This is a genomic window from Cupriavidus sp. GW821-FHT02F09 (assembly GCF_059421605.1).
Map to the genome: position 1 here is coordinate 33,792 of NZ_JBWKVH010000022.1, position 19,803 is coordinate 53,594.

Here is a 19,803-nt window from a genome sequence, read left to right on the forward strand (position 1 = left end):
CAGACGTTCAGGCGTCCACCGACACGCGATCTTCCACCGAAGCCGCCGCCAGCACCGTGAGATAGATGCTCTCGTACTGGTCGATGGCTTTCTCGGCGGAGAAGTTCCCGGCCCACGCGATCGAGCGCGCGGCCACTTCGGCGCGCCGCGCTTGCGGCCATGCGAGCATCCCGGCCAGCACGTCCGCGCCGCGTTGCGCCCAGCCATCCATGTCACCGCTAGCCAACGGCTCGAGCAGCTGCACCTGGTCGCCGCCGATCTCGGTCATCGGCGCGCGGTTGGTGGTGAGCACCGGCGCGCCGCATGCCATGGCTTCGATGATGGGCCAGCCAAACCCTTCCTCCAGGCTCGGAAACAGCATCACGGCGGCTAGCGAATAGGCTGCCTGCACCGCCTCGGTGGGCAGCCCCGTCAGAAAGCGCACGCTGCCGCCAAGGGGGCTCGCCCGTTCGCCCTGCTCGCGCATTTCCGCGGTGGGATCGCCACCGATCATCCACAGCGCCCGCGGCACGCGGCACCGTTGGCAATAGGCGAGGTAGAGCGCCAGCACGCCTTCGCGGTTCTTGTACCACTGGTTGCCGCCGATATGCACCAGCATGCCTTGCGGATCGGCCGGCACGCCAGCGCGCTGCAGGCAGGCCAGCGCTTCGGTGGTGCCCATCCTGTGGAACGGATAGTTCATTCCGTTGTAGACCACCCACGCGGCCTCGGGCGCGCACGGATGCAGCCGCCGCAGGTCGCGCATGGTCTTGTTGGAGACGGCGATAAACGCCCTTCCCTGCAACAGGCCCCAACGGATCAGCGACTGGTAGGTGTGCCCGCTGGCCGAGAGCCCGTGCTCGGGGAACTCGCCGGCGAGCGTGCGCAGGGCAATGAAATCATGGCAATGCACCACGTGCGGACGATGGCGCAGCAGCGGCATCCAGATGCCCAGCGCATGATCGGCCAGCACCAGCAAGGTGTCCTTGTCGACCTTGCGCAGACGCCATAGCGCGAGCATCGGGAACAGGATGTACTGGTCGATGTAGCCCAGCCATTTACGCAGCCCGCCGCGCGCCGGCAGCCGGCACATCACGGCGGCGGGGGTCCATAGTTCAGCCTGGTGGCCGCGCGCGCGCATGCCGTCGATGATCATCGCGGCAAAGCGGTCCATGCTGTGGCTGCCAAAAAAGGCGGGGTGACCCAACAAGATGATTTTCATGGTGATTGAAAAGTGTGCGGATAGCCGGCCGTCGCCGCGTCGTTTTTTAGGTCGTGACTTCGCCCCGCCGAACCGGGACAGGGCTTAGCCGGGGTGATACAAGCGCTGGCTCGCTTGCCGCGTGGCCGCCAGCGTGATGCCGGCAAACACGAAGCCAAGCGCGTTGGCTGTCAGCTGCCCGACTACCGGCCAGGAGGTCAGCCCGAAGATGGCAATGGTCCACATCAGGATGAGAAAAGAGTTGCCGGTGCGCCTGGCCACGCGCAATGCGCGCCACATGCCGTTGATGAAGATCAGCGCCTTGAGCAAGATGCTCAGATAGCCGACCAGGCCCATCTCGCCGATGACGCGGCCGGTCTCGGTTTCGCTGATCACGAACAGCAGGCCGGTCTGCAGGAAGTAGTTGGCAAGGTTGCTGCCAAGCCCCAGCCCGCTGCCAAGCAGGCTCTGCTCGGCCGAGACATCGTTGACACCGAAGAACATCGACTCCACCCGGTCACCGAAGCTCTCCGACTCCGCCGCGGAGCTGAAGCGCTCCAAGGTCGCGTCCACCGCCGAGCTGACAAACAGCACGATGACCACGCTCATGAGGATGGAAACAATGCCCCACGACAACGCCGCCCTGCGCCGTTTTCCCTTGCCGTAGCGCAAGCTTGCCAGCAGCGCGATGCCAAATACGATCGGCAAAAGCAGGATGGCCGAACGCGACCCGCTCACCAGCGAGGCGATGAACAGACTGCCGATGACCGCAAGCGAATGCAGCTTGCCCCGGAGCCCCGGCTTCTGCTCGCCCAGCACGGCCTCCAGCGCGAAGGGGCTGACGATCGCCAGGAACAGGGTGTAGCCCAGCGTGAACGAGAAGGTGCCCGTGGTGCGCACCACGTCGGCCGTCACGCGGAAGACCGTATCCGGATCGCCCTCGATCTGACGATTGAGGAAACTCTCCGGCGACTGAAAATGCTGCACCAGTGCCAGCGGAGCCATGAACAGCAGCATGGCAAGCGCGGCCTTGGAGATGGCTTCCAGGTCCTGCTCCTCGAGCAGCTCGGCCGCGGCGTAGGCAAACCAAAGGTACAGCAGCCAGAAGCGCACGCCGATCAGGAAAATGGGCAGCGAGTTGATGCCCGCAACAAGCTGCAGCAAGCCCCAGAAACAAACAATGGCCGACCACCACAGCAGCATGCGCACGGTGCGCCGCGCCGGGGTAAAGCCTGAATAGCGCACCGCGTGGTACAGCGCATACACCACCATCAGGTCGCGCAGCAGGATCAGCGGCATGGTGAGCGAATCCGAGACCCACTTGCGCGCGGCGCCCTCGAACACGGCAATCACGAAGACCGTGATGAAGATCCGCCCGAACACGGTGACGCGCGCCCGGTGGGCCGGCACGGCAGGTTTTGCATAGGGAAGGGAATGGCTCAGCATAGCGCGCCTACCGTTTCGGCTGCACTCAGGCGATACCTCGCCCAGGTGTACTTCTGCCCGGCGATACGGGCATGGGCACGCGCGCGCTCCAGCTGCGCGCGATCTGTCGCCAGGGCCAGCATGCGTTGGTACAGCGCGTCCGCGCAAAGCGGCACCACCCACCCGGCCTGCGGGAATTCATCGATGATTTCTTTCGCACCAACCCGATCCGAGAGCAGCACCGGCGTGCCGCATGCCAGGGCCTCAGCCACCACCATGCCGAAGGAATCGAAGCGCGACGGCAGCACGAAGCAATCGGCATCGGCAAATACCTGGAACAGCGCCGGCTGCGGCAACGCGCCAAGCTGAAGCACGCCCGGCATGGCAGCGATGCGCCCGCCCAGCTCCTGCTCCACGAGCGCGCCGGCAAGCGCCAGCTCCGCCTCCGGCACCCGCTCCCGCAGCCGCGCGAACGCGTCGAGCAGCAGGTCGATGCCTTTGCCCACGCGCACCGCCCCGGCGAACACAAAGCGCGGGCCGCCGGCGAGCCGCTGGCGGCGGACGTCGTCCGGCAGCGTTGCGCCAAGCAGGATCGTCTTTAGCTTGGCGGGGGGCACGCCGGCGTCGATATAGGTACGCGCGGCAAACTCCGAGCAGGTGATGATGATGTCCGCCAGCGCGATCTCCGCATCTTTTTGCGCATTGATCTGCGCAAGGTAGGTGCGGTCCTCGACCGGCACCATGGCTTCGGCCGCACGATGATGCACGGCGGGCGCCTCCAGCACGCAGCGCGCGCCGATGCGCCGCGCCGCCAGGAAGGTCCGCAGCGCAGAATTCTCGTAAGCGACCACGATATCCGGGCGCACCGCCTCCACCCGGGCGGCCACCCATTGGTCGAACAGATGGAAGATCCGGTGCGCGTAAGCTGCCCCGGAGCGGCCGACATAGCGATTGAGGCCAAGCTTGAGCACACCGGGGAAAAACACCGGGTGCCGCCGCAGCGCCTTGGGGATGGCGACCTCGCGCACCTTGGCGTGATATCCGGCCGGCAGCCACCATGGCGGCGCCTCGCCCGGGGCGCGCACCGGCACGCCGGACCAGTATTGCTTGAGCATGTCGTGCTCATAAAGCGCCTGTGCCATCTGGTGCGAATGCTGCAGGCCGGGATGCGTGACGAGGGCTTTCATGCTTCGCTCCCCCGTGGGGAGCCATCGAGCCTCGCTCCGGCGGACACGGCTTGCGCGGGCGGCCCGGCGCAGCGCGTGGGCCGCCCGGGCGGCTGCATGCGCAGCGTGCCCGCCAGGCGCACGCCCTGCACGAAGCCACCCCAGCCACCCAGCAATTGCCCGGGCAGGCTGCGTGGACGCTTGAGCAGGCTGTGCGCCAGGAAGTAAGCGCCCGGGCAACTGCGCGACCCCACCAGCAGCTGGAACAACACCAGCCGCAGGCGCATCGCGGGCGGTGCATATGCCATCGAGATCGCCGTCATGTTGCAGGTCTCTTCGAAGCAGCGCCTGTGCGCATAGCTCTGGCGCTCGTAGTTGTAGCGCGCGGCCGGATAGTGATCAACGATGGCGCCGGGATCGAGCACCAGGCGCCATCCTGCGTGCCGCAGCATCTGGCACATCCACGTCTCGTTGCCGGGCTGCGCGCCCTGCCCCTGCAGCCGCTCGTCAAAGCGCGCCGTGCCCAGCGCCGCCCGGCGCAGGATCCAGTTGCAACCCTTGAGCGTTTCCACCGCGCGCGGCGCGCCGCACACCCGATGCGTCTCGCCGATGATCCTGCCCCAGCCGTCGCGATAGCCGGCCAGCGGCAGATCCGGCACGGCCAGTGGCGCGCCATCGGCGCTGCGCACGACATCCCGGCCACCGGCACCGCCCACCGTGGCATCGGCAAAGTGGGGCAGCAAGCAGGCCAGCCAGTCCGCGCGCGGCAGCGCGTCGTCGTCCAGGATCGCGAGCAGCTCGCCGGTTGCGTGCGGCAGGCCGGCATTCATGGCAGCCACCACGCCAGGCTCGGTCACCTTGACTACCTGCAACGCCGGATAGCGAACCTGCGCCGTATTTGCCAGCCACGCCGCCGTGTCGGGATCGTCCGCGCCGCGGCAGACCACGATCAGCTGAACCGGCGCCGGCACGAGCGCGGCGGCAGCCTGCAGGCAGCGCTGGAGCATGTCCGGGCGCCGGTAGGTCGGGACCATCAGCGTAACGCTGGGCGCATCGCTCATTGCGTGCTTCCTCCATGGGGGGCAAGGCGCTCGTCGCTTGGCAGCAGGCGCCCGGCACGCACGGCCGCGGCGAGTTCGCAGACGATGGCCGCGGCCAGCCCCGACGACAGCCCGAGCTGGAACCACAGCACGCCATCAAGCGTGGCGAGATCGAGAAAGCGCGGCGCGGCCGCGCACCAGGCCAGCACCACCGGCACCTGCACGAAGGCAAAATGATTCAGGCCACGGTTGGCCAGCAACTGCCAGGCGATGCCGACCACGCTGGCAAAGCCCGCGCCAAGGCAGGCGATCATCAGTTCGGCGCCCAGCGTGGCGTAGTTCGGCCCCACCAGCCACAGCAGCAACCCCGGCCATGTCACGGCCAGAAGCACCAGCGCGGCGGCAGGCAGGCAAGCCAGCGCCACCCAGCCGGCAAAGCGCCGCAGCACGCCGTCGCGCGCTTGCGCGAAGCGCGGAATCACATACGCGGCCACCACGGCGCCCACCGGCATCAGCAATTGCCCGATGCGCGACAGCGCGCCCAGCGAGGCCGTTTGCCCGACCGCGCCGTGATAGGCAACGATGGCGAACACCAGTTGCCCCTGGACGCAGTAGAACGCCTCCAGCGGCAACTGCCGCCGCATGATGCGGCCGATGTATTGGCTGTCTTCCGCCTTGCCCGCGCTGCCGGCATGCGCCGCCAGCGGTATCTCACGCGCGATCCAGCGCCGCACGAACGGCACGCGCAGTCCCGCGAACAGCACGTTGACGAGGGTCGCGCCCAACACGCCGAGCAGGCCCAGCGCGTAGAGCGCGGACGACAGCACCAGGCGCCCCACGGACAAGCCGGTATCCAGCGCCTGCAGCGCGGGCGCGCGGTTGGCAAACAGCAGCACCTGGTCCACGACGCGCGATTGCATGTCGAAGTACCAGGTCGCCAGCAACAGCGCCAGCAGCAGCACGATCAGGATCACGCTGGCATGGTTGCGATACAGCAGCCACGCGGCGATCGCCAGCACCACCGGCAACAGCCAGGCGGAGAGCTTCCAGCGCTGGCCCATGGCCGCGCAGGCCAGTTCCGCGGCACGCTCCCGGTCCGGCCAGGTCTTGCCCAGCAGCGCGTTCAGGCCAAGCTGGATGCCACCCTTGGTGACGATGGCGATGGCGCCCATGATGAGGCCGACCACGGTGTAGATGGCGTAGTCGCCCACCTCAAGCCAACGGGCCAGCAGCAGGCCGGTGATCGCGCCGATCCCCTGCGAAAGCACCGCATAGACGAGGAATCTGAGCAGCTTCACGGCGCTCCCGCTCCCCGCTCAATGACGCTGTGGCATGACGGCGCGACCATGGCCTCTCCTCCTCTATCCCGCCGCCGCGTGGTGGACAGGCTGCGCAGCCTCGGTCGCGCCATGGATGATGTCCAGCAGCCGCTGTGCGGCCTGTCCGGCATGGAAGCGCCGGGCAAAGGACTGCCGCGCGGCAATGCGCATGCGTGCCTGCTCGGCGGGCTCGGCCTGCAGCCAATGCCGCAGGCAGGCAGCGGCGCCCTGCGCGGTGTCCGGGCCCACCAGCCCGGCGCCGTCGGCGACGATCTCGCGCCAGATGTTGACCTTGTCGGAGATCAGCACCGGCACGCCGCAGCCGAGCGCCTCGGCCACCGCCACGCCGAAATTCTCCTGGTGCGAAGGCAGGCAGAACACCTCGGCCGCGTGAAACGCGCCCCACTTGAGCTCGCCCTTGAGCATGCCGGTCCAGCTCACGCGCGCGGACAGCCCATGCGCAGCAATGCGTTGCTCCAGCATCGCGCGCAGCGCGGTGTCGTGCGGTCCGGCCAGCACCAGATGCAGCGCGGGATGCGCCGCGGCCACGCCGGCGAAGGCGTCGACCAGCAGGTCACAACCCTTCTTCTCGTGGATTCGGCCGAGGAACAGCGCGATGCGCTTGCCGCGCACCTCCGGGAAGGCGCCAAGAAAGGCCTCACGCAACGGCGCGCCGTCCTGCGGCGGCTGCGCCGTGCCGTAGCTTGCCACCACCTCCCGGCACCGGTATGGCCAGAACGCACCGCTGGAGCGCTGCTTCTCCTCGCTGCACGTGAACAGCACGCCGCGCGCATGGCGCAAGACCCAATAGTCCCCGACCAGCCAGTAGAGGCTCTTCTTCAGATGCTTAAGCGGATAGTGGTCGCGAAACCAGGGATCCAGCATGCCGTGCGTGAACACAAAATACGGCACCCGCTTGCCACGCAGCGCCAGCCACACGGCCAGCGCGTGGAACTGCCACAGGCCTTCGACAATGACCGCATCGTACGCTTCGCAATGCGCGCGCAGCCAGGCCACCATGCGCCGGTTGAAGCCATACTTGAGCGATGACGGCCCCAGCGCGATGACGTCGAGCTCGCTGTCGCGCACGCAGGGCGCATCGGGCGCGTCGCCGCAGCACACCTGCACCTGTACGCCGCGCTCACGCAAGGGTGCGCGCAGCTGGCGCACACCCTCGATCGGGCCGCCACCACCCGGATCGATCGACGAGATCACGTGCAGGATCTTCATGGCCGGGCTCCGGGGGCCGCCGGTGACGAGTCGCCGGCCGCGGCCTTGCGCGCAATGAAATGAAACCAGTACACGTCGCGCAGGTCCTGGCCTTCGCGCACCGGCTCGCCGTTCAGGTTGCCGAACACCACATCGGTGTGCAGCCCCAGCTCCGCGAGCGCGCGCTTCTGCGCGGCGAACTCGGTATAGACGATCACGATGCCGAACTTGTGGGCGGCGCAAACCCGGATGGCATAGCCATCGAACTCGCGGTTCAGCCGCGAGTGCCGCAGGTAGTTGAAGGTGGCAATCGGCAGGTTGCAGATCACCCGCGCGGTATCGATGCCAACCGCGATAGGGTTGGCCGACAGATGCGGAAGCCGCACGAAGCGCGAGAGAGTCTCGCGATAGCTCGGCCCACGCATGTTGTGCGTGGAGAACAGCATCAGGCCGCCGGGACGCAGCACGCGCGCGAACTCGCGCAGGATGGCGACGCGCCCCGCGTAGTCGACCGCATCGATGCCGTTGAAGCTGAACATCACCAGCGCGAAGCTGTTGTCCGCAAAGCGCGACATGTTGCGCGCATCCATCTGCATCACCCGCACGCCGGGATGATTGCGCTGGCAGATCTCGACCATCTCGGGCATGTAGTCGACTGCCGTATAGTCGTCGCTCAGCGTGCGCAGCAGCGCCACGGTGCGCCCGCCGCCCACGCCAACGTCGAGAATGGGCTGGCCCCGCACTTCGTCCGCCACCCAGGCAATCGCCGCAGCCTCGCCAGGGTCCGTCCAATCGCTGGCGGTGCCGAACCACCGGCGCGCGCCCCAGCTACGCCATGCGTGTTGGTTGATGCGATCCTGCGCCGTGCCTGAAGCCATGACATCCTCGTGAAGATGAGCAACGTTGGACCAAAGCGCAGCCATGCCGCTGGCATGCCTTGCCGGGCGGATGACCGGTCTGCCTGCAGTGAGGATGCCGGCGCGGGATTCAGGTTTCTGTACGTTGCCACACACGGGTCGGGACGCCGGGAACTGGTAGATCGGCGTGCGCTGCGAGGCATCTGCGGGGCCCGCTTCAGGCGCGGCGACGGGGTATCGCCAGCATCGCTTTCCAGCAGCGCAAGGGGGCATCCGGCACCGTGGGCATGCTCGCGTGCCGGCTGCCGCTCTCCCCTCATCCTGATGGCTGAGATAGCTCTCATCCGTTTGTCGCGCGGCGCTCGCCCAAGGCTCATGCCGAAGGCGCAAGTGGATCGCGGACTCCACCTCGGCGCGAGTTTCAAGATTGGTTCGCCACCCGGGCGCGCCACCCGGAAAAGCCATAAATGCGCTAGCAACACCCCTTTTCCGTTGCAGCGGTGAAACTTTATCGACCAATAACTGTTTCAGTCTTGAAACATAATCCCGTCGATTATCCATCACCCGTTCGGGTAACCCGCCATGCGGCCACCATCAAGGCTTTCCGGATGATGAGAACAAACCTCTCCAACCTAATTGGAGCGCCGCCAAAGCAACTTGATTTCGTGCAGATCAGACCATAATATGACCTTAATTCGTTTTAAGACGAATGGCATTTTGGGGTGGGTTCAGGGGGTCAGCCTTCCGGCTCGCGGTCAGTTCCCGGCAATAAGAACGGGCGGTCCGGCTTGGCGGTGGTACGGGGATAAATAGGGGCGGCGCGCGTGGAGCACCACGAGGGTCGCGCAGGTCATTATTCCGCTGCGTTCAACCTGTTTCCTACCGCAATCATACGGGGGGAATAACAACATGAACGCACTGCTCATCGAGGGTCACCCACTGCTGCGTCTCGGGTTGCTGCAAATGCTCGAGCGTATTCATGGCGTCGACCACGTCATCACCGTCGACCCGGCCGACGTCGCCCTGCTGGAAGGCAATCATTGCGACCTGCTCGTGTTCGGCATGCCGGCCGACACCGACGCCGGATGGCATCTGCTCAACAAGGTGCGCTCCGTGCTCTCGGCCGATCGCTTGCTGCTGCTCGCCGATATGATCCCGCTGCAGATTCCGGCGCTCGCCATGGCGCAAGGGATCTGCGGCTGCCTGCCGAAATCCGCTTCGCTGGCGGTGCTGGAAGCTGGCATCCGCCTGGCCATGGTTGGCGGGCAATACGTGCGCGGCCAGAACAACCGCCAAGCTGGCGCGTCAAGCAGCGGATCGCCGGGTCTGTCGGCCGGCAACTATCCAGTAGGTGGACGCATTCCCGTGCTGGCACCGCTGACCGACAGCGCACAGTGCAACCCCGCGGGCATGCGCGTCCACGCCGCGCCATCCTCGCGCGAGTCCCTGGCCGCCGTGTCTCGCCCGGGCGCTGTTCCGGCCGATGCCAGTGGCACCGGCGGGCACAGCGAGACCGCGTACGACGAAGCCGAGATGCTGCAGATCACCCCGAGGCAATATGAGGTCCTGGTGCTGCTGGCGCGCGGACATCCCATCAAGACCGTGAGCCGCATGCTCAATATCTCGGTGGCGACCGTCAAGAGCCATGCCTGCACCCTGTACCAGCGGCTCAAGGTGCGCAACAAGGGCGAGGCGGTCTACGCGGCGCTCCAGCGCGGCGCGTCGCTGGAATGGGTCAGCGGCGACGAGGCCGCGCCGCGCACGGCGGTGCGCAACGCGCCGTCTGCCGGCGCCAGGCCGGCACGCACGGTCGCGGAATACGGCACGGGCGCTTCCGCCGCGATGCGCTGAGGCGCGCTTGCGGCGCAGCCAACCGGCGGCGGCAGGCGCAAGCCTGCCGCCGTTGTCTTTTATGCGGGGCCGCGGGGCACGCTTTCCCGCATACGTTGTGTGCCTTGCTTGTCCCAAAAGCAAGCCGCCCCCGTTCGCCCTGGTGCCTCGCGCACGCTGGTTCCGGCATCGCAGTGCAATGTGTGAAAGCGCACCGATTGGCCCCCGTCAGCCTCCTAGGATGGGAGCATCGGGGGACTGTCGCAGCGGTTGCGATGTCCCTGTCGCCCAATGCCGGAGGCTGCCGTGAACGAGATCACCGACCATGACGGGCAACACAGGAACGCGCAACGCCAAGGCCGGCCGCTGGCATGCCTTGCCATGCTATGCGCGACCCTGATGCTCGCCGCCTGCGCAAGCTCCCCAGGCATGCACTTCGACCCCAAGGCGCCCGTCGGCGCGGTCGGACCCGATGCCATGCCCAACATCACGCCGATCACGCTGGAGGTGGTGCGCAACCAGCGCACCATGGCGCAACGCGAGGTCGAGAAGCTGGACGAACTCTATGGCAAGCCGCAGCCCTATCTCATCGGCCCGGGCGACATCGTCTCGGTGGTGGTATGGGATCACCCGGAACTGGTCTTCCCCAACCAGACCTACAGCATCGGCGCCGCGTATGAAATCCCCGCGGTGGGCGGCGGCTCCAATGTGCCCGGCTATGTGGTGAGCGCGCAGGGCGATATCCAGTTTCCCTACGCTGGCGTGATGAAGGTCGCCGGCAGGACGGCGAACGACGTGCGCGACCAGATCGCGAAGGTGCTCTCGCGCGTGGTGCGCGATCCCCAGATGACGGTGCGCGTGCTCGCGTTCCGCAGCCAGCGCATCTATGTGGATGGCGAAGTGCGTACGCCTGGCATGCAACCGATCGACGACGCGCCGATGACGCTGATCGAGGCGCTTAACCGTGCGGGTGGCGTGCTCAACCTGACAGGCGACAACAGCCGCATCCGCATCACGCGCGGCGAGCGCAGCTGGCATGTCAACATCCCGGCACTGCTCGCGCGCGGCATCGATCCCTCGCGCATCATGCTCAAGAACGGCGACATCGTGCGCGTGGAACAGCGCGAGGACAGCAAGATCTTCGTCACCGGCGAGGTGGTGCGCCCCACCACCTTGCTGATGCGCAATGGCCGCATGACGCTGAATGAGGCCATTGGCGACGCTGGCGGCGTGAACCCGAACACCGCCAACGCGGAGCAGATCTTCGTGATCCGCAAGGCGGCGGACGGCGAGCCCAAGGTGTATCACCTGGATGGCACGTCGCCCGTGGCGCTGGCCATTGCCGAAGGCTTCGAACTCGAGGCAAAGGACGTGGTGTATGTCGACGCGCGCGAACTGGTGCGCTGGAGCCGCGTGGTCAACCTGCTGCTGCCATCGACGAGCGGTGCGTTCAGCGCCGCCAGCGTGGTCAAGTAAGCGAGGCCGCGATGATCCGCTCGATCCTGGTTGTGTGCATCGGCAATACCTGCCGCAGCCCCATGGCACAGGGCCTGCTGCGCCACGCGCTGCCCAGCTGCACGGTGAGTTCCGCCGGGCTGGCCCCGCTGGAGGGCGCCGCCGCCGATCCGCATACGGTGCGCCTGCTCGAGGAGGACGGCCTCGATCTCTCAGGGCACCGCGCGCGCACCGTGGACGGGGACATGATCAACGGCGCCGACCTGGTGCTGGTGATGGACACGGAACAAAGAGAGGCGCTTGAGCGCCAGTATCCGCAGGCACGCGGCAAGGTCTACCGCCTTTGCGAATTCATGCACGCTGACGTGCCCGACCCCTATGGCTGTTCGCAGAATATGTTCCGGATCGTGCTGGGGCTGATCAAGCAAGGGGTCGATTCATGGTCGGTGCGCATTCGCGCCATTGCACGGGATCAATGTCATGGGGAGGTCGCATGAACACGTTCAATCCAAACGAGGCATTGCCGGTGGGACGCGCTCAGCGGGAAAAATCGATCGACCTGACCGGCTATCTCGACATACTGATGCGCTACCGCTGGACCTTCATCCTGATCGCGGGCACGGTCTTCGCCCTGGGCGCGACCTACGCGTTCTTCACCAAGTCCGTCTACCGTACCGACATCGTGGTGCAAGTGGAGGACACGGGGAGCAGCACCAACAGCAAGCTCGCGGGCAGCGTGGCGCCGGTCTTCGACGTCAAGCCGGCCGCCGCCGCGGAAATCGAGCTGCTGCACTCGCGCATGGTGGTGGGCAAGGCGGTGGAAAGCCTGAAGCTGTTCATTGATGCCAGGCCGAGCTACTTTCCGGTGATCGGCCAGGCGCTGGCACGCTACAACCCTGGCCTGTCGGAACCCGGCCTCTTCGGCTGGGGCGGCTTCGTCTGGGGCGACGAGCGCATTACGGTAGGCCGCCTCGACATGCCAACGCGGCTGGAAGGCACCAGGATGACAGTGACGGCCCTTGACGGCAAACGGTACCGGCTGAAAGTCAAGGGCGAGCAGACCATGGCAACAGGCACCGTCGGCCAGCCGCTGGTCGTGCCAACCTCACGCGGCAACGTCGAGATCCTCGTTACGGAACTGGAAGGCAACCCTGGCGCCAGCTTCAATGTGACGCGGCTGCCTCGGGCCATTGCCATCGCGCAGCTGCAGCAATCGCTGCAGATTGCCGAGCGCGGCAAGTCGAGCGGGGTGATCGGCATCACCCTTGAAGGCCCGGACCCGGACCTGATCGCGGCAACGCTCAACGAGATCGGCAGCGAGTATGTCGACCAGAACGTGCGCCGCAGGGCGGAAGAGGCCGAGAAATCCCTGGCCTTCCTCGACCAGCAGCTTCCGCAGGTCAAGCAGCAGGTGGAAACCGCCGAGACGCGCTATAACGCGCTGCGCAACCAGCGCGGCACGATCGACCTGGGCGAGGAGTCAAAGCTGATCCTCTCGCAATCCGTGCAGATCCAGACACGCCTGCAGGAGCTACGCGCGAAACGCCAGGAACTGGTGACGCGCTTTACCGGCAACCATCCCAGCATCGGCATCATCGACGAGCAGATCGGCAGCCTGAATGCCGCGCTCGCCGGCGTGACCACGCGTATCCAGAAACTGCCCGAAGTGGAGCAAAACGTGCTGCGCCTGCTGCGCGATGTCAAGGTCAGCACCGAGCTTTACCAGTCGCTGCTCAACGACGCCCAGCAACTCAAGCTGACCAAGGCCAGCAAGGTGGGGACCGCGCGCATGGTCGACCCGGCCGAAGTGCCCTTGCAGCCCGTGCGGCCCAACCGGTCGCTGCTGGTGATATTCGCGGCCATGCTTGGCACCGTGGGCGCGCTGATCGTCGTGTGCCTGCGCCACATGCTGGACGGCGGCGTCGCCGAAGCCGACGATATCGAAAACCTGACGGGGTTCACGGTGTACTCCACCATCCCGTTCAGCCCGGAACAGTCGCGCCTGGCCACGCAGGGCAACCCGAAAGCCGCGCTGCTGGCCTGCCGGATGCCTGACGATCCCGCCATGGAGAGCTTGCGCAGCTTCCGCACCGCCTTGCAGTTCTCGCTACTTGGCAACCGCCATCCGGTGGTGCTGGTGACGGGCCCGGCGCCGGGTGTCGGAAAGTCCTTCATCTGCGCCAACTTCGCCGCGGTGCTCGCCGCCGGCGGCAAGCGCGTGGTGCTGATCGACGCCGACCTGCGGCGGGGCAACCTGAACCGGCGCTTCGACACCGACCGTGGCCCCGGCCTGACCGATCTGCTGCAGGGCGCGCCGGTAGAGCCCGCCGTTCGCAGGCAGGTTGTGCCCGGGCTGGATTTCATTCCCACCGGGACGTTGCCCGAGCATCCCGCGGACCTGCTGCTGAGTCCCGCGATGGACGCGCTGCTCAATGCCCTAAAGGCGAACTACGACATCGTGCTGATCGACACGCCGCCAGTGCTGGCCGCCTCGGATACCGGAATCCTCGCTACCAAGGCAGATGCGGTCTTCATGGTGGCCCGTGCGGACTCGACTACCGTGGATGAACTGGAAGCCGCGGGCAGGGCGATCAGGCAGGTGGGTGGGGAAGTAAAGGGCGTGCTGTTCAACGGGTTGAATGTGCAAGGGCGCTGGTATCGGGCGCATTACAACTTCGGCAAGTACCGGTATCTGAACTATCGGTACCAGGACGTGGATACGGTGCAGAGCCGGTAGGGCTGCCGCGCGTAGCGCGCAATCTGAGGCGCCGGGATTCCGGCGCCTCTTCTTTGTCGTGCGCGGCCGGCTTGCCGCCCACGCTCAGGCGCTCGCCGTGCCTGACACCGCATCCGCCAGCGCGCCGGCGCTGTCCTCGTTCGCCTCGCTCACCTCGCTCACCTCGGCCGGCTCGCCGCGCGCCAGCTGCACCTCGATGTAGCGCACCAGATGCGCCGCCAGCGCGGCGCGGCTGTCAGCAAGAAACAGCGAATGATCGAATGTGGGCAGGGTGCGCACGCGGATGTTGCCCAGGCCCTGCAGCGCTTCGAGGTTGCCGCCAAAGCGGTCCTTGGCTTCTTCCAGCCCGATATCGCTCATGCCGTACAGGAAGTCCGTCTGCACGCCGCGCCGGTCGAGCTCCCGCATGGCGGCCCGCGCGAAGCCGGTCACGGTGGTGGTGTCGCCGCCGCCGCGCCAGCGCGCCATGGCGGCGGCGCCGCGTTGCATCGCGCGCCGCGCGCATCGGCGTGCGAAGCCGGACAGGATCGGCCAGACCTTGACCTGGCCGCGCCACAGCCGCTGCCAGTTCTGCGCGCGGCGCACGGCCGCCACGTAGCCCCGCATGGACTGCACCCGTTCGTTCACGGCGGCGGTGTCGGCATCGTCCCAGCGGAATTTCGCCAGGTTGGCCAGGACCAGGCCGTTGACCGCCGGATTGCGCAACGCCACGTGCAGGCTGATGAACGCGCCCGAGCAAACCCCGGACATGACGATGCGCTTGTACCCCTGCGCGCGCAGCCAGTCGACGGCGGCACTGGCATCGTCGCAGGCGCTCTGCGCGTATACCGCGGGAATGCTCATCTGGCGTGCCGGGGCCGGACTATCGCCCAGCGTAGAGAGATCGAGGCGTAATGCGGTTACGCCGTGCCGAGCCAATTCGCGCGACAAGCTCACAAAGACCCGCCCGTCGCCCACATGGTGGTTGCCGCCGGTATTGGGAAAGAGCACCGCGACATCGCTCGCGCCGCGCCGCGCGGGCTGGCAAAGGATGCCGAACTGGCGCCCGCGATCCAGCCATACCCGTTGCTCGCGCACGCCGTCCACCTCGCATTCCAGCGCAGGACTCTCATTGCCTGGCGCAGGCAGGCCGGGCGCGGCGCCGCGGCGCCTTGCGACGACGGCCGGGCGCACCCAGGCCAGCACCTCTTGCCAGGCGCTCTCAGGCACCTGCGCGCACTCGGCGGCTTGCATCATGCCGGGGTACTCGCCAAAGGTGCCCAGCGTGACTTCGGCCCCCGAGCCGCGATAAAGCGTACCCATTTCTGCGACGGGGGAGGTGGCCCCCGGCCAAGCGTCGAGCAGCAGCACGCGCGGCGCGGGGCAGCCCTTGCGGCGGGCCAGGCGCAGGCCTTCGAGCGTCGTCACGGTGTCGGGCTGGAAACGATAGGCCAGCACGTCGAGCGACCCGTTGGTGGGCGGCGTGAGCTCGATGTCGGGGATGACGTTGTTGACCCAACTGGTGTGCAACGCGCGCAGCTCGCGCAGATAGGCGCGCCCGCTCACCACCGGCGCCAGCAGGACCAGGCCGGCCACGGTACCGGGCTCGCGCGCGGCCATTGCCTCGGCGGCGAGCACGGCCAGCGTGGCCCCCAGGCGCAGGCCGCACAGCACGACCCGGCTCACCCCAGCCTGCTCGCGCAGCGTGGTTACCGCGGCCAGGATGCCATGCACACACCAGGCAATATGCTCGCCATCGGCATCGGTGCCGGCGGAGTCACCGGTGCCGGGATAATCGAAGCGCAGCACCGGCAAGCCCGCGGCGGCGAGATCTGCGGCCAGGTGGCGAAACGCCCTGTGCGACCACATCGCCTCGTGGCCGTGCGGGTTGCACAGCACCACGCCCGTGGTGCCTGCGGCCTCGTGCAGCCAGCCGGCACAGCCCTCGAACAAGACCGGTTTCATGACCTCTCCCAGCGAGAAATGGGGCGTTGGCCCCAGGCATTGGCGCACGCAGAAACGGGTACGCTTTGCCTTCTGATGTTGTTGGTTCGTGTTCGTGCGCCATGCCCGCCGGCGGCTCCCGGCCTGGCATAACCCATCGAAATCCGTGTCGCGGCCCGCCCAACGGCCCTGATTGGCCACCGCAGGCCGCGATTTTCATGACAACGCGCAACGTGCAGGGCACGTTGCGCGCAGGTTGCGAGGAGGCGTTTCACAAGGCCCGGGCGCACGCAGAAACGGGTACGCTCATGGAGATTTCCCTGGCGTCCCCGGCTATCAGGCGGCTGGCATGGAGCCATGGCCTGCCTGCTGCTCTGCCGAGCCGGCCGGCGCGGGGCGCGACTCCAGCGCCAGCGTTTCAGGCCGCGCGGCCGGCAGCGGCAGCCCCAGGTACGGGCTCATCGCGGCGAAGTCCGCGCGGTTGCTGCGCCGGGGCGTGACGCCGTTAAGCATGCCACCGGCAAGCCGCGCCCCGGCGCGAGCCAGGCGCTTTAGCGCCTCGTCCACTTGCGCGGCGGGCGTGACATCTGCGCGCACCACCAGCAGCGTTGAGCCGGCCAGGTTGGCGACCAGGGTGGCATCGGCCACGGCCAGCACCGGCGGCGTGTCGATGATGATCAGGTCGAAGCGCGCCTTGCAGGCCTGCAGCGTCTCGGCCAGCGCCGGCATCATCAGCAGCTCGGAGGGATTGGGGGGCATCGATCCGGCGGTGATCACCGAAAGCCCCGACACCACGGTGGGCCGCATCACCGCCGCGAGCTCGGCATGGCCCGCGAGCAATTCGGCCAGCCCCGGCTCGGCGGCCTGGTCGAACCAGTTGGCGATCTTGCCGCGGCGCAGGTCGGCGTCGATCAGCAGCACGCGCTGGCCAGCCTCGGCGAACAGCACGGCCAGGTTAACGGAGGCAAAGGTCTTGCCGGTGCCCGGCGCCGGGCTGGTCACGGCCAGCACCGCATCGGGCGCGTTGCGCACGGCGAAATGCAAAGCCGCGCGCACGCTGCGCAGGCCCTCCACCGCAAGCGCGTGCGGCGAGCGCCGCGCCAGCAGGAAGCGGTCATGCAGCCCGCACCGCAGCAGCCGCTCGGCCTCGCCGGTGGAGAACCCGCCGGGTTCGGCCAAGGCGCTGCCAGGCGCGGGCGCATACAGGCGCGGGGTGGGCTGGGCGGCGAAGCCCATCATCATGCCCAGGCGGCGATGCACCTCGGACTGGTGTTCGAGCTCGGTCTGCTCGCTGCTGAACGCGATCTCGCCGAGCATGGGCATGCCCAGCCGCGCCTCGGCATCGGCGGCGTCGGCCACCGAAGGCCTGTAGCGCTGGCGCGCGGCCACGCCGGCAAGCCCGAGGCACAGCCCAAGCAGCGCGCCGCCGCCGGTCAGCGGCCACGGGCCAACCCCGTCGGGCCGGGCGGGCGCAAGCGCCGCATCGACGATGCGCATGTTGTTGGAGCGATCCGACTGCACCAGCGAGAGCTGCTGCATCCGGTTGCGCAACGTCATGTACATGTCCTCGGCCACCTTCACGTCGCGCGTGAGCGCCACGGACTCGCGCTCCGTCTCCGACAGGTTCTGCATGCGCGAATCCATGTCGCGGCGCACCTTGCTGAGCTCCTGGATCTGGGTGTCGACCGTGCGCACTTCATTGCTGTCGGTGGTAAAGCGTTGCAGCAGGCGGGTACGCTCCAGCCGCAGCGCGGCGATCTGGCGCTGGTAGTCCATGCTGCCGTTCAGGTACGACTGCGCGTCCTGGGTCGGCGCCATGGTGCCGCTACGGGTACGGTAGCGCGTGAGCGCGGCCTCGGCGCGCTCCAGCTCGCCCTGCACGCGCGGCAGCTCGCCGGTGACAAAGGCAAGGCTGCCGGCCGCATCATCGCGGCGCTGGGTGGTCTGGCTGTCGATATACGCTTGCGCCACGCCATTGACCAGCGCGGCGGCCAGCTTGCGATCGGGGTAGCGCCAGGCGATGCGCACAGTGCCGGCGTCGCGCGTGTGTTCGTCCACCACCAGCTCGCGCGAGATGGCATCCACGGTGGAAAGCGGATCATGGCGAATCAGTTCGAAGCGCGTGCCCGGCCGCGCATCGAGGTTGGCCACCTGCAGTTCCACATCGTTGCCCGCAGCCGGCTCGCCCGCCACGCCCTCGAACAGCAGCGCATTGCCGGCATACAGGCGATAGTGGCCCTGCGGCTGGACCTCCAGCATCAGCGGCACGTTAAGCAGGCGCTCGGGCACCGCCAGGCTGTCGATCTGGATGCGCTCGCCGCCCCAGGCGTAGCCCAGGCTTTCCGGCCAAGGGGCCATGGCTTGCCCGGGCTCGGCAAAGCGCGCCACCAGCGCACCCACCAGCGGCGCGCGCAACGGCACCGCCGAGACGTCCAAGTGCAGCCGCTCCACCACGGGCCCGACCACCGCGCGGCTGGTGAGCATGCCGGCATCGAACGGGGCGGCGGGGCCGGCCTGCGCCGCGCCGCGCGCGCCGGCATTCTGGCCTGCGTCGCGTGGCTCCACCTGCACCAGCGCCTCGACGCGATAGTGCTGCGGCATGGACAACGCAACCAGCGCACCGATGGCGCCACCGGCGAGCGTCAGCGCAACGATCCAGCCAAGGTGATCGACTAGTGCGCGCGAGCCCTGCGCTCGCGGCTGCGCCGGCTCATTTGCAGCCGGCGACGCACCGGCAAAGGTCAACCTTTTCACGGCAATCTCCCTGACCCAACCCCGCTCCCGCCTCAAGCACTGGCAAGCGCCGGCAGCAAACGATCGAACTCGCGCTTGACGAGTTTGTAGCACTCACAGGAATGTGCCTCCAGCCCATGCCGGTCGAGCACCGTGATGTGCCCGCGGCTATGCTGGATCAGGCCCAGGTCCTCCAGCTTGCCGGCGGCCTCCGTCACCCCTTCGCGGCGCACGCCCAGCATGTTGGCGATGACCTGCTGGGTGATCACCAGCTCGTTGGACGCCATGCGATCGAGGGCCAGCAGCAGCCAGCGGCAAAGCTGCTTGTTGAGCGAGTGGTGACGATTGCACACGGCGGTCTGCGCGATCTGGGTGAGCACGGCCTGCACATAGAGCAGGGTGACGCGCTGGATGGCCGGGGAGTGCGTGAATTCCTGCTTGAGCGTGGCGGCGGAAAGGCGGTAGGCAAAGCCCGGCGTGCGTACCTCGACGCGGCAGGGCATGGTGTCGCCGCCGGTCAGCACCGGGATGCCGACGAGGCCTTCATTGCCGATGGCGGCGATCTCGACGGTGGCGCCGTCCTCCAGCAGCGACAGCATCGAGACGATGGCCGTCGTGGGGAAATAGACATGATGGATGCGCTGGCCGGAATCGGTCAGCAACTGCCCGGCGCGCATGCGTACCAGCTCAAGATGCGACGACAGTAATTCCCAATCCTTGCGCGGCAAGGCGCCAAGCACATGATTGACGTGCAGATCCGAACGCTGACTGATCATTACTCTCTCCCCGTGACCAGCCGTACGAACACCTCGACCGAAGCCGGCCCACCTAGCTCCGGAGGACCCGCGCCGACCACCTTTTCTTTGACCCTGGTTCGCACGGCATTTGTGCTTGTATTAAGTGCCATATGTGGCCCTGCCAACAGTAGC

The 19,803-nt window shown here is 67.4% G+C and carries 14 protein-coding genes; 4 read left to right on the top strand and 10 right to left on the bottom strand.

The genetic code is table 11. The annotated features are described in order from the left end of the window. Window positions 1-7 precede the first annotated feature (7 nt). From AC07XB_RS22910 to AC07XB_RS22940, 7 genes are all read right to left on the bottom strand, one after another. Window positions 8-1,201, bottom strand: a complete 1,194-nt coding sequence (locus tag AC07XB_RS22910; protein WP_492811160.1) for a glycosyltransferase — start codon at window positions 1,199-1,201, stop codon at window positions 8-10. A gap of 84 nt (window positions 1,202-1,285) precedes the next feature. After that, the gene (locus AC07XB_RS22915) at window positions 1,286-2,626 is read right to left on the bottom strand and encodes a hypothetical protein (RefSeq protein WP_492830008.1); all 1,341 of its coding nucleotides are present in this window, start codon (window positions 2,624-2,626) and stop codon (window positions 1,286-1,288) included. Next, window positions 2,620-3,792, bottom strand: coding sequence for a glycosyltransferase family 4 protein (locus AC07XB_RS22920; protein ID WP_492371885.1), 1,173 nt, complete (start codon window positions 3,790-3,792; stop codon window positions 2,620-2,622). The genes AC07XB_RS22915 and AC07XB_RS22920 overlap by 7 nt, the downstream gene beginning before the upstream one ends. Then, complete coding sequence (locus AC07XB_RS22925; protein WP_492830006.1) at window positions 3,789-4,832, bottom strand: glycosyltransferase family 2 protein; 1,044 nt, start codon at window positions 4,830-4,832, stop codon at window positions 3,789-3,791. The genes AC07XB_RS22920 and AC07XB_RS22925 overlap by 4 nt, the downstream gene beginning before the upstream one ends. After that, window positions 4,829-6,109: a hypothetical protein gene (locus AC07XB_RS22930; protein WP_492830004.1), complete on the bottom strand. Its 1,281-nt coding sequence runs from the start codon at window positions 6,107-6,109 to the stop codon at window positions 4,829-4,831. The genes AC07XB_RS22925 and AC07XB_RS22930 overlap by 4 nt, the downstream gene beginning before the upstream one ends. A 63-nt stretch (window positions 6,110-6,172) precedes the next feature. Then, window positions 6,173-7,360, bottom strand: coding sequence for a glycosyltransferase (locus tag AC07XB_RS22935; RefSeq protein WP_492830002.1), 1,188 nt, complete (start codon window positions 7,358-7,360; stop codon window positions 6,173-6,175). After that, the gene (locus AC07XB_RS22940) at window positions 7,357-8,217 is read right to left on the bottom strand and encodes a class I SAM-dependent methyltransferase (RefSeq protein WP_492371889.1); all 861 of its coding nucleotides are present in this window, start codon (window positions 8,215-8,217) and stop codon (window positions 7,357-7,359) included. Before AC07XB_RS22940 ends, AC07XB_RS22935 begins: the two co-directional genes overlap by 4 nt. An 888-nt stretch (window positions 8,218-9,105) precedes the next feature. Between AC07XB_RS22940 and AC07XB_RS22945 the strand changes: the two genes are divergently transcribed. The 4 genes from AC07XB_RS22945 (at window position 9,106) to AC07XB_RS22960 (ending at window position 14,218) form a co-directional block, all read left to right on the top strand. Further along, window positions 9,106-10,047, top strand: a complete 942-nt coding sequence (locus tag AC07XB_RS22945) for a response regulator transcription factor (protein WP_492830000.1) — start codon at window positions 9,106-9,108, stop codon at window positions 10,045-10,047. A gap of 360 nt (window positions 10,048-10,407) precedes the next feature. Beyond that, the gene (locus AC07XB_RS22950; protein ID WP_492371954.1) at window positions 10,408-11,502 is read left to right on the top strand and encodes a polysaccharide biosynthesis/export family protein; all 1,095 of its coding nucleotides are present in this window, start codon (window positions 10,408-10,410) and stop codon (window positions 11,500-11,502) included. An 11-nt stretch (window positions 11,503-11,513) separates the two neighbouring features. Continuing rightward, window positions 11,514-11,978 (top strand): arsenate reductase/protein-tyrosine-phosphatase family protein, encoded by a 465-nt coding sequence (locus tag AC07XB_RS22955; RefSeq protein WP_492829998.1) that lies wholly within the window; start codon window positions 11,514-11,516, stop codon window positions 11,976-11,978. Then, window positions 11,975-14,218, top strand: a complete 2,244-nt coding sequence (locus tag AC07XB_RS22960; RefSeq protein ID WP_492371892.1) for a polysaccharide biosynthesis tyrosine autokinase — start codon at window positions 11,975-11,977, stop codon at window positions 14,216-14,218. Before AC07XB_RS22955 ends, AC07XB_RS22960 begins: the two co-directional genes overlap by 4 nt. A gap of 84 nt (window positions 14,219-14,302) precedes the next feature. Here AC07XB_RS22960 and AC07XB_RS22965 read toward each other — a convergent pair whose 3' ends face one another. From AC07XB_RS22965 to AC07XB_RS22975, 3 genes are all read right to left on the bottom strand, one after another. Further along, window positions 14,303-16,162 (bottom strand): alpha/beta fold hydrolase, encoded by a 1,860-nt coding sequence (locus AC07XB_RS22965; protein ID WP_492829996.1) that lies wholly within the window; start codon window positions 16,160-16,162, stop codon window positions 14,303-14,305. A 315-nt stretch (window positions 16,163-16,477) separates the two neighbouring features. Further along, window positions 16,478-18,886 (bottom strand): polysaccharide biosynthesis tyrosine autokinase, encoded by a 2,409-nt coding sequence (locus tag AC07XB_RS22970; RefSeq protein ID WP_492830036.1) that lies wholly within the window; start codon window positions 18,884-18,886, stop codon window positions 16,478-16,480. Between the two features lie 41 nt (window positions 18,887-18,927). Next, window positions 18,928-19,650, bottom strand: a complete 723-nt coding sequence (locus AC07XB_RS22975; RefSeq protein WP_492371894.1) for a Crp/Fnr family transcriptional regulator — start codon at window positions 19,648-19,650, stop codon at window positions 18,928-18,930. Window positions 19,651-19,803 lie beyond the last annotated feature (153 nt).

Bases quoted from the DNA above. Each gene is read 5' to 3' on its own strand.
- AC07XB_RS22910 (WP_492811160.1), bottom strand. From the start codon at position 1,201: ATGAAAATCATCTTGTTGGGTCACCCCGCCTTTTTTGGCAGCCACAGC.
- AC07XB_RS22915 (WP_492830008.1), bottom strand. From the start codon at position 2,626: ATGCTGAGCCATTCCCTTCCCTATGCAAAACCTGCCGTGCCGGCCCAC.
- AC07XB_RS22920 (WP_492371885.1), bottom strand. From the start codon at position 3,792: ATGAAAGCCCTCGTCACGCATCCCGGCCTGCAGCATTCGCACCAGATG.
- AC07XB_RS22925 (WP_492830006.1), bottom strand. From the start codon at position 4,832: ATGAGCGATGCGCCCAGCGTTACGCTGATGGTCCCGACCTACCGGCGC.
- AC07XB_RS22935 (WP_492830002.1), bottom strand. From the start codon at position 7,360: ATGAAGATCCTGCACGTGATCTCGTCGATCGATCCGGGTGGTGGCGGC.
- AC07XB_RS22940 (WP_492371889.1), bottom strand. From the start codon at position 8,217: ATGGCTTCAGGCACGGCGCAGGATCGCATCAACCAACACGCATGGCGT.
- AC07XB_RS22945 (WP_492830000.1), top strand. From the start codon at position 9,106: ATGAACGCACTGCTCATCGAGGGTCACCCACTGCTGCGTCTCGGGTTG.
- AC07XB_RS22950 (WP_492371954.1), top strand. From the start codon at position 10,408: ATGCTATGCGCGACCCTGATGCTCGCCGCCTGCGCAAGCTCCCCAGGC.
- AC07XB_RS22955 (WP_492829998.1), top strand. From the start codon at position 11,514: ATGATCCGCTCGATCCTGGTTGTGTGCATCGGCAATACCTGCCGCAGC.
- AC07XB_RS22960 (WP_492371892.1), top strand. From the start codon at position 11,975: ATGAACACGTTCAATCCAAACGAGGCATTGCCGGTGGGACGCGCTCAG.
- AC07XB_RS22965 (WP_492829996.1), bottom strand. From the start codon at position 16,162: ATGAAACCGGTCTTGTTCGAGGGCTGTGCCGGCTGGCTGCACGAGGCC.
- AC07XB_RS22975 (WP_492371894.1), bottom strand. From the start codon at position 19,650: ATGATCAGTCAGCGTTCGGATCTGCACGTCAATCATGTGCTTGGCGCC.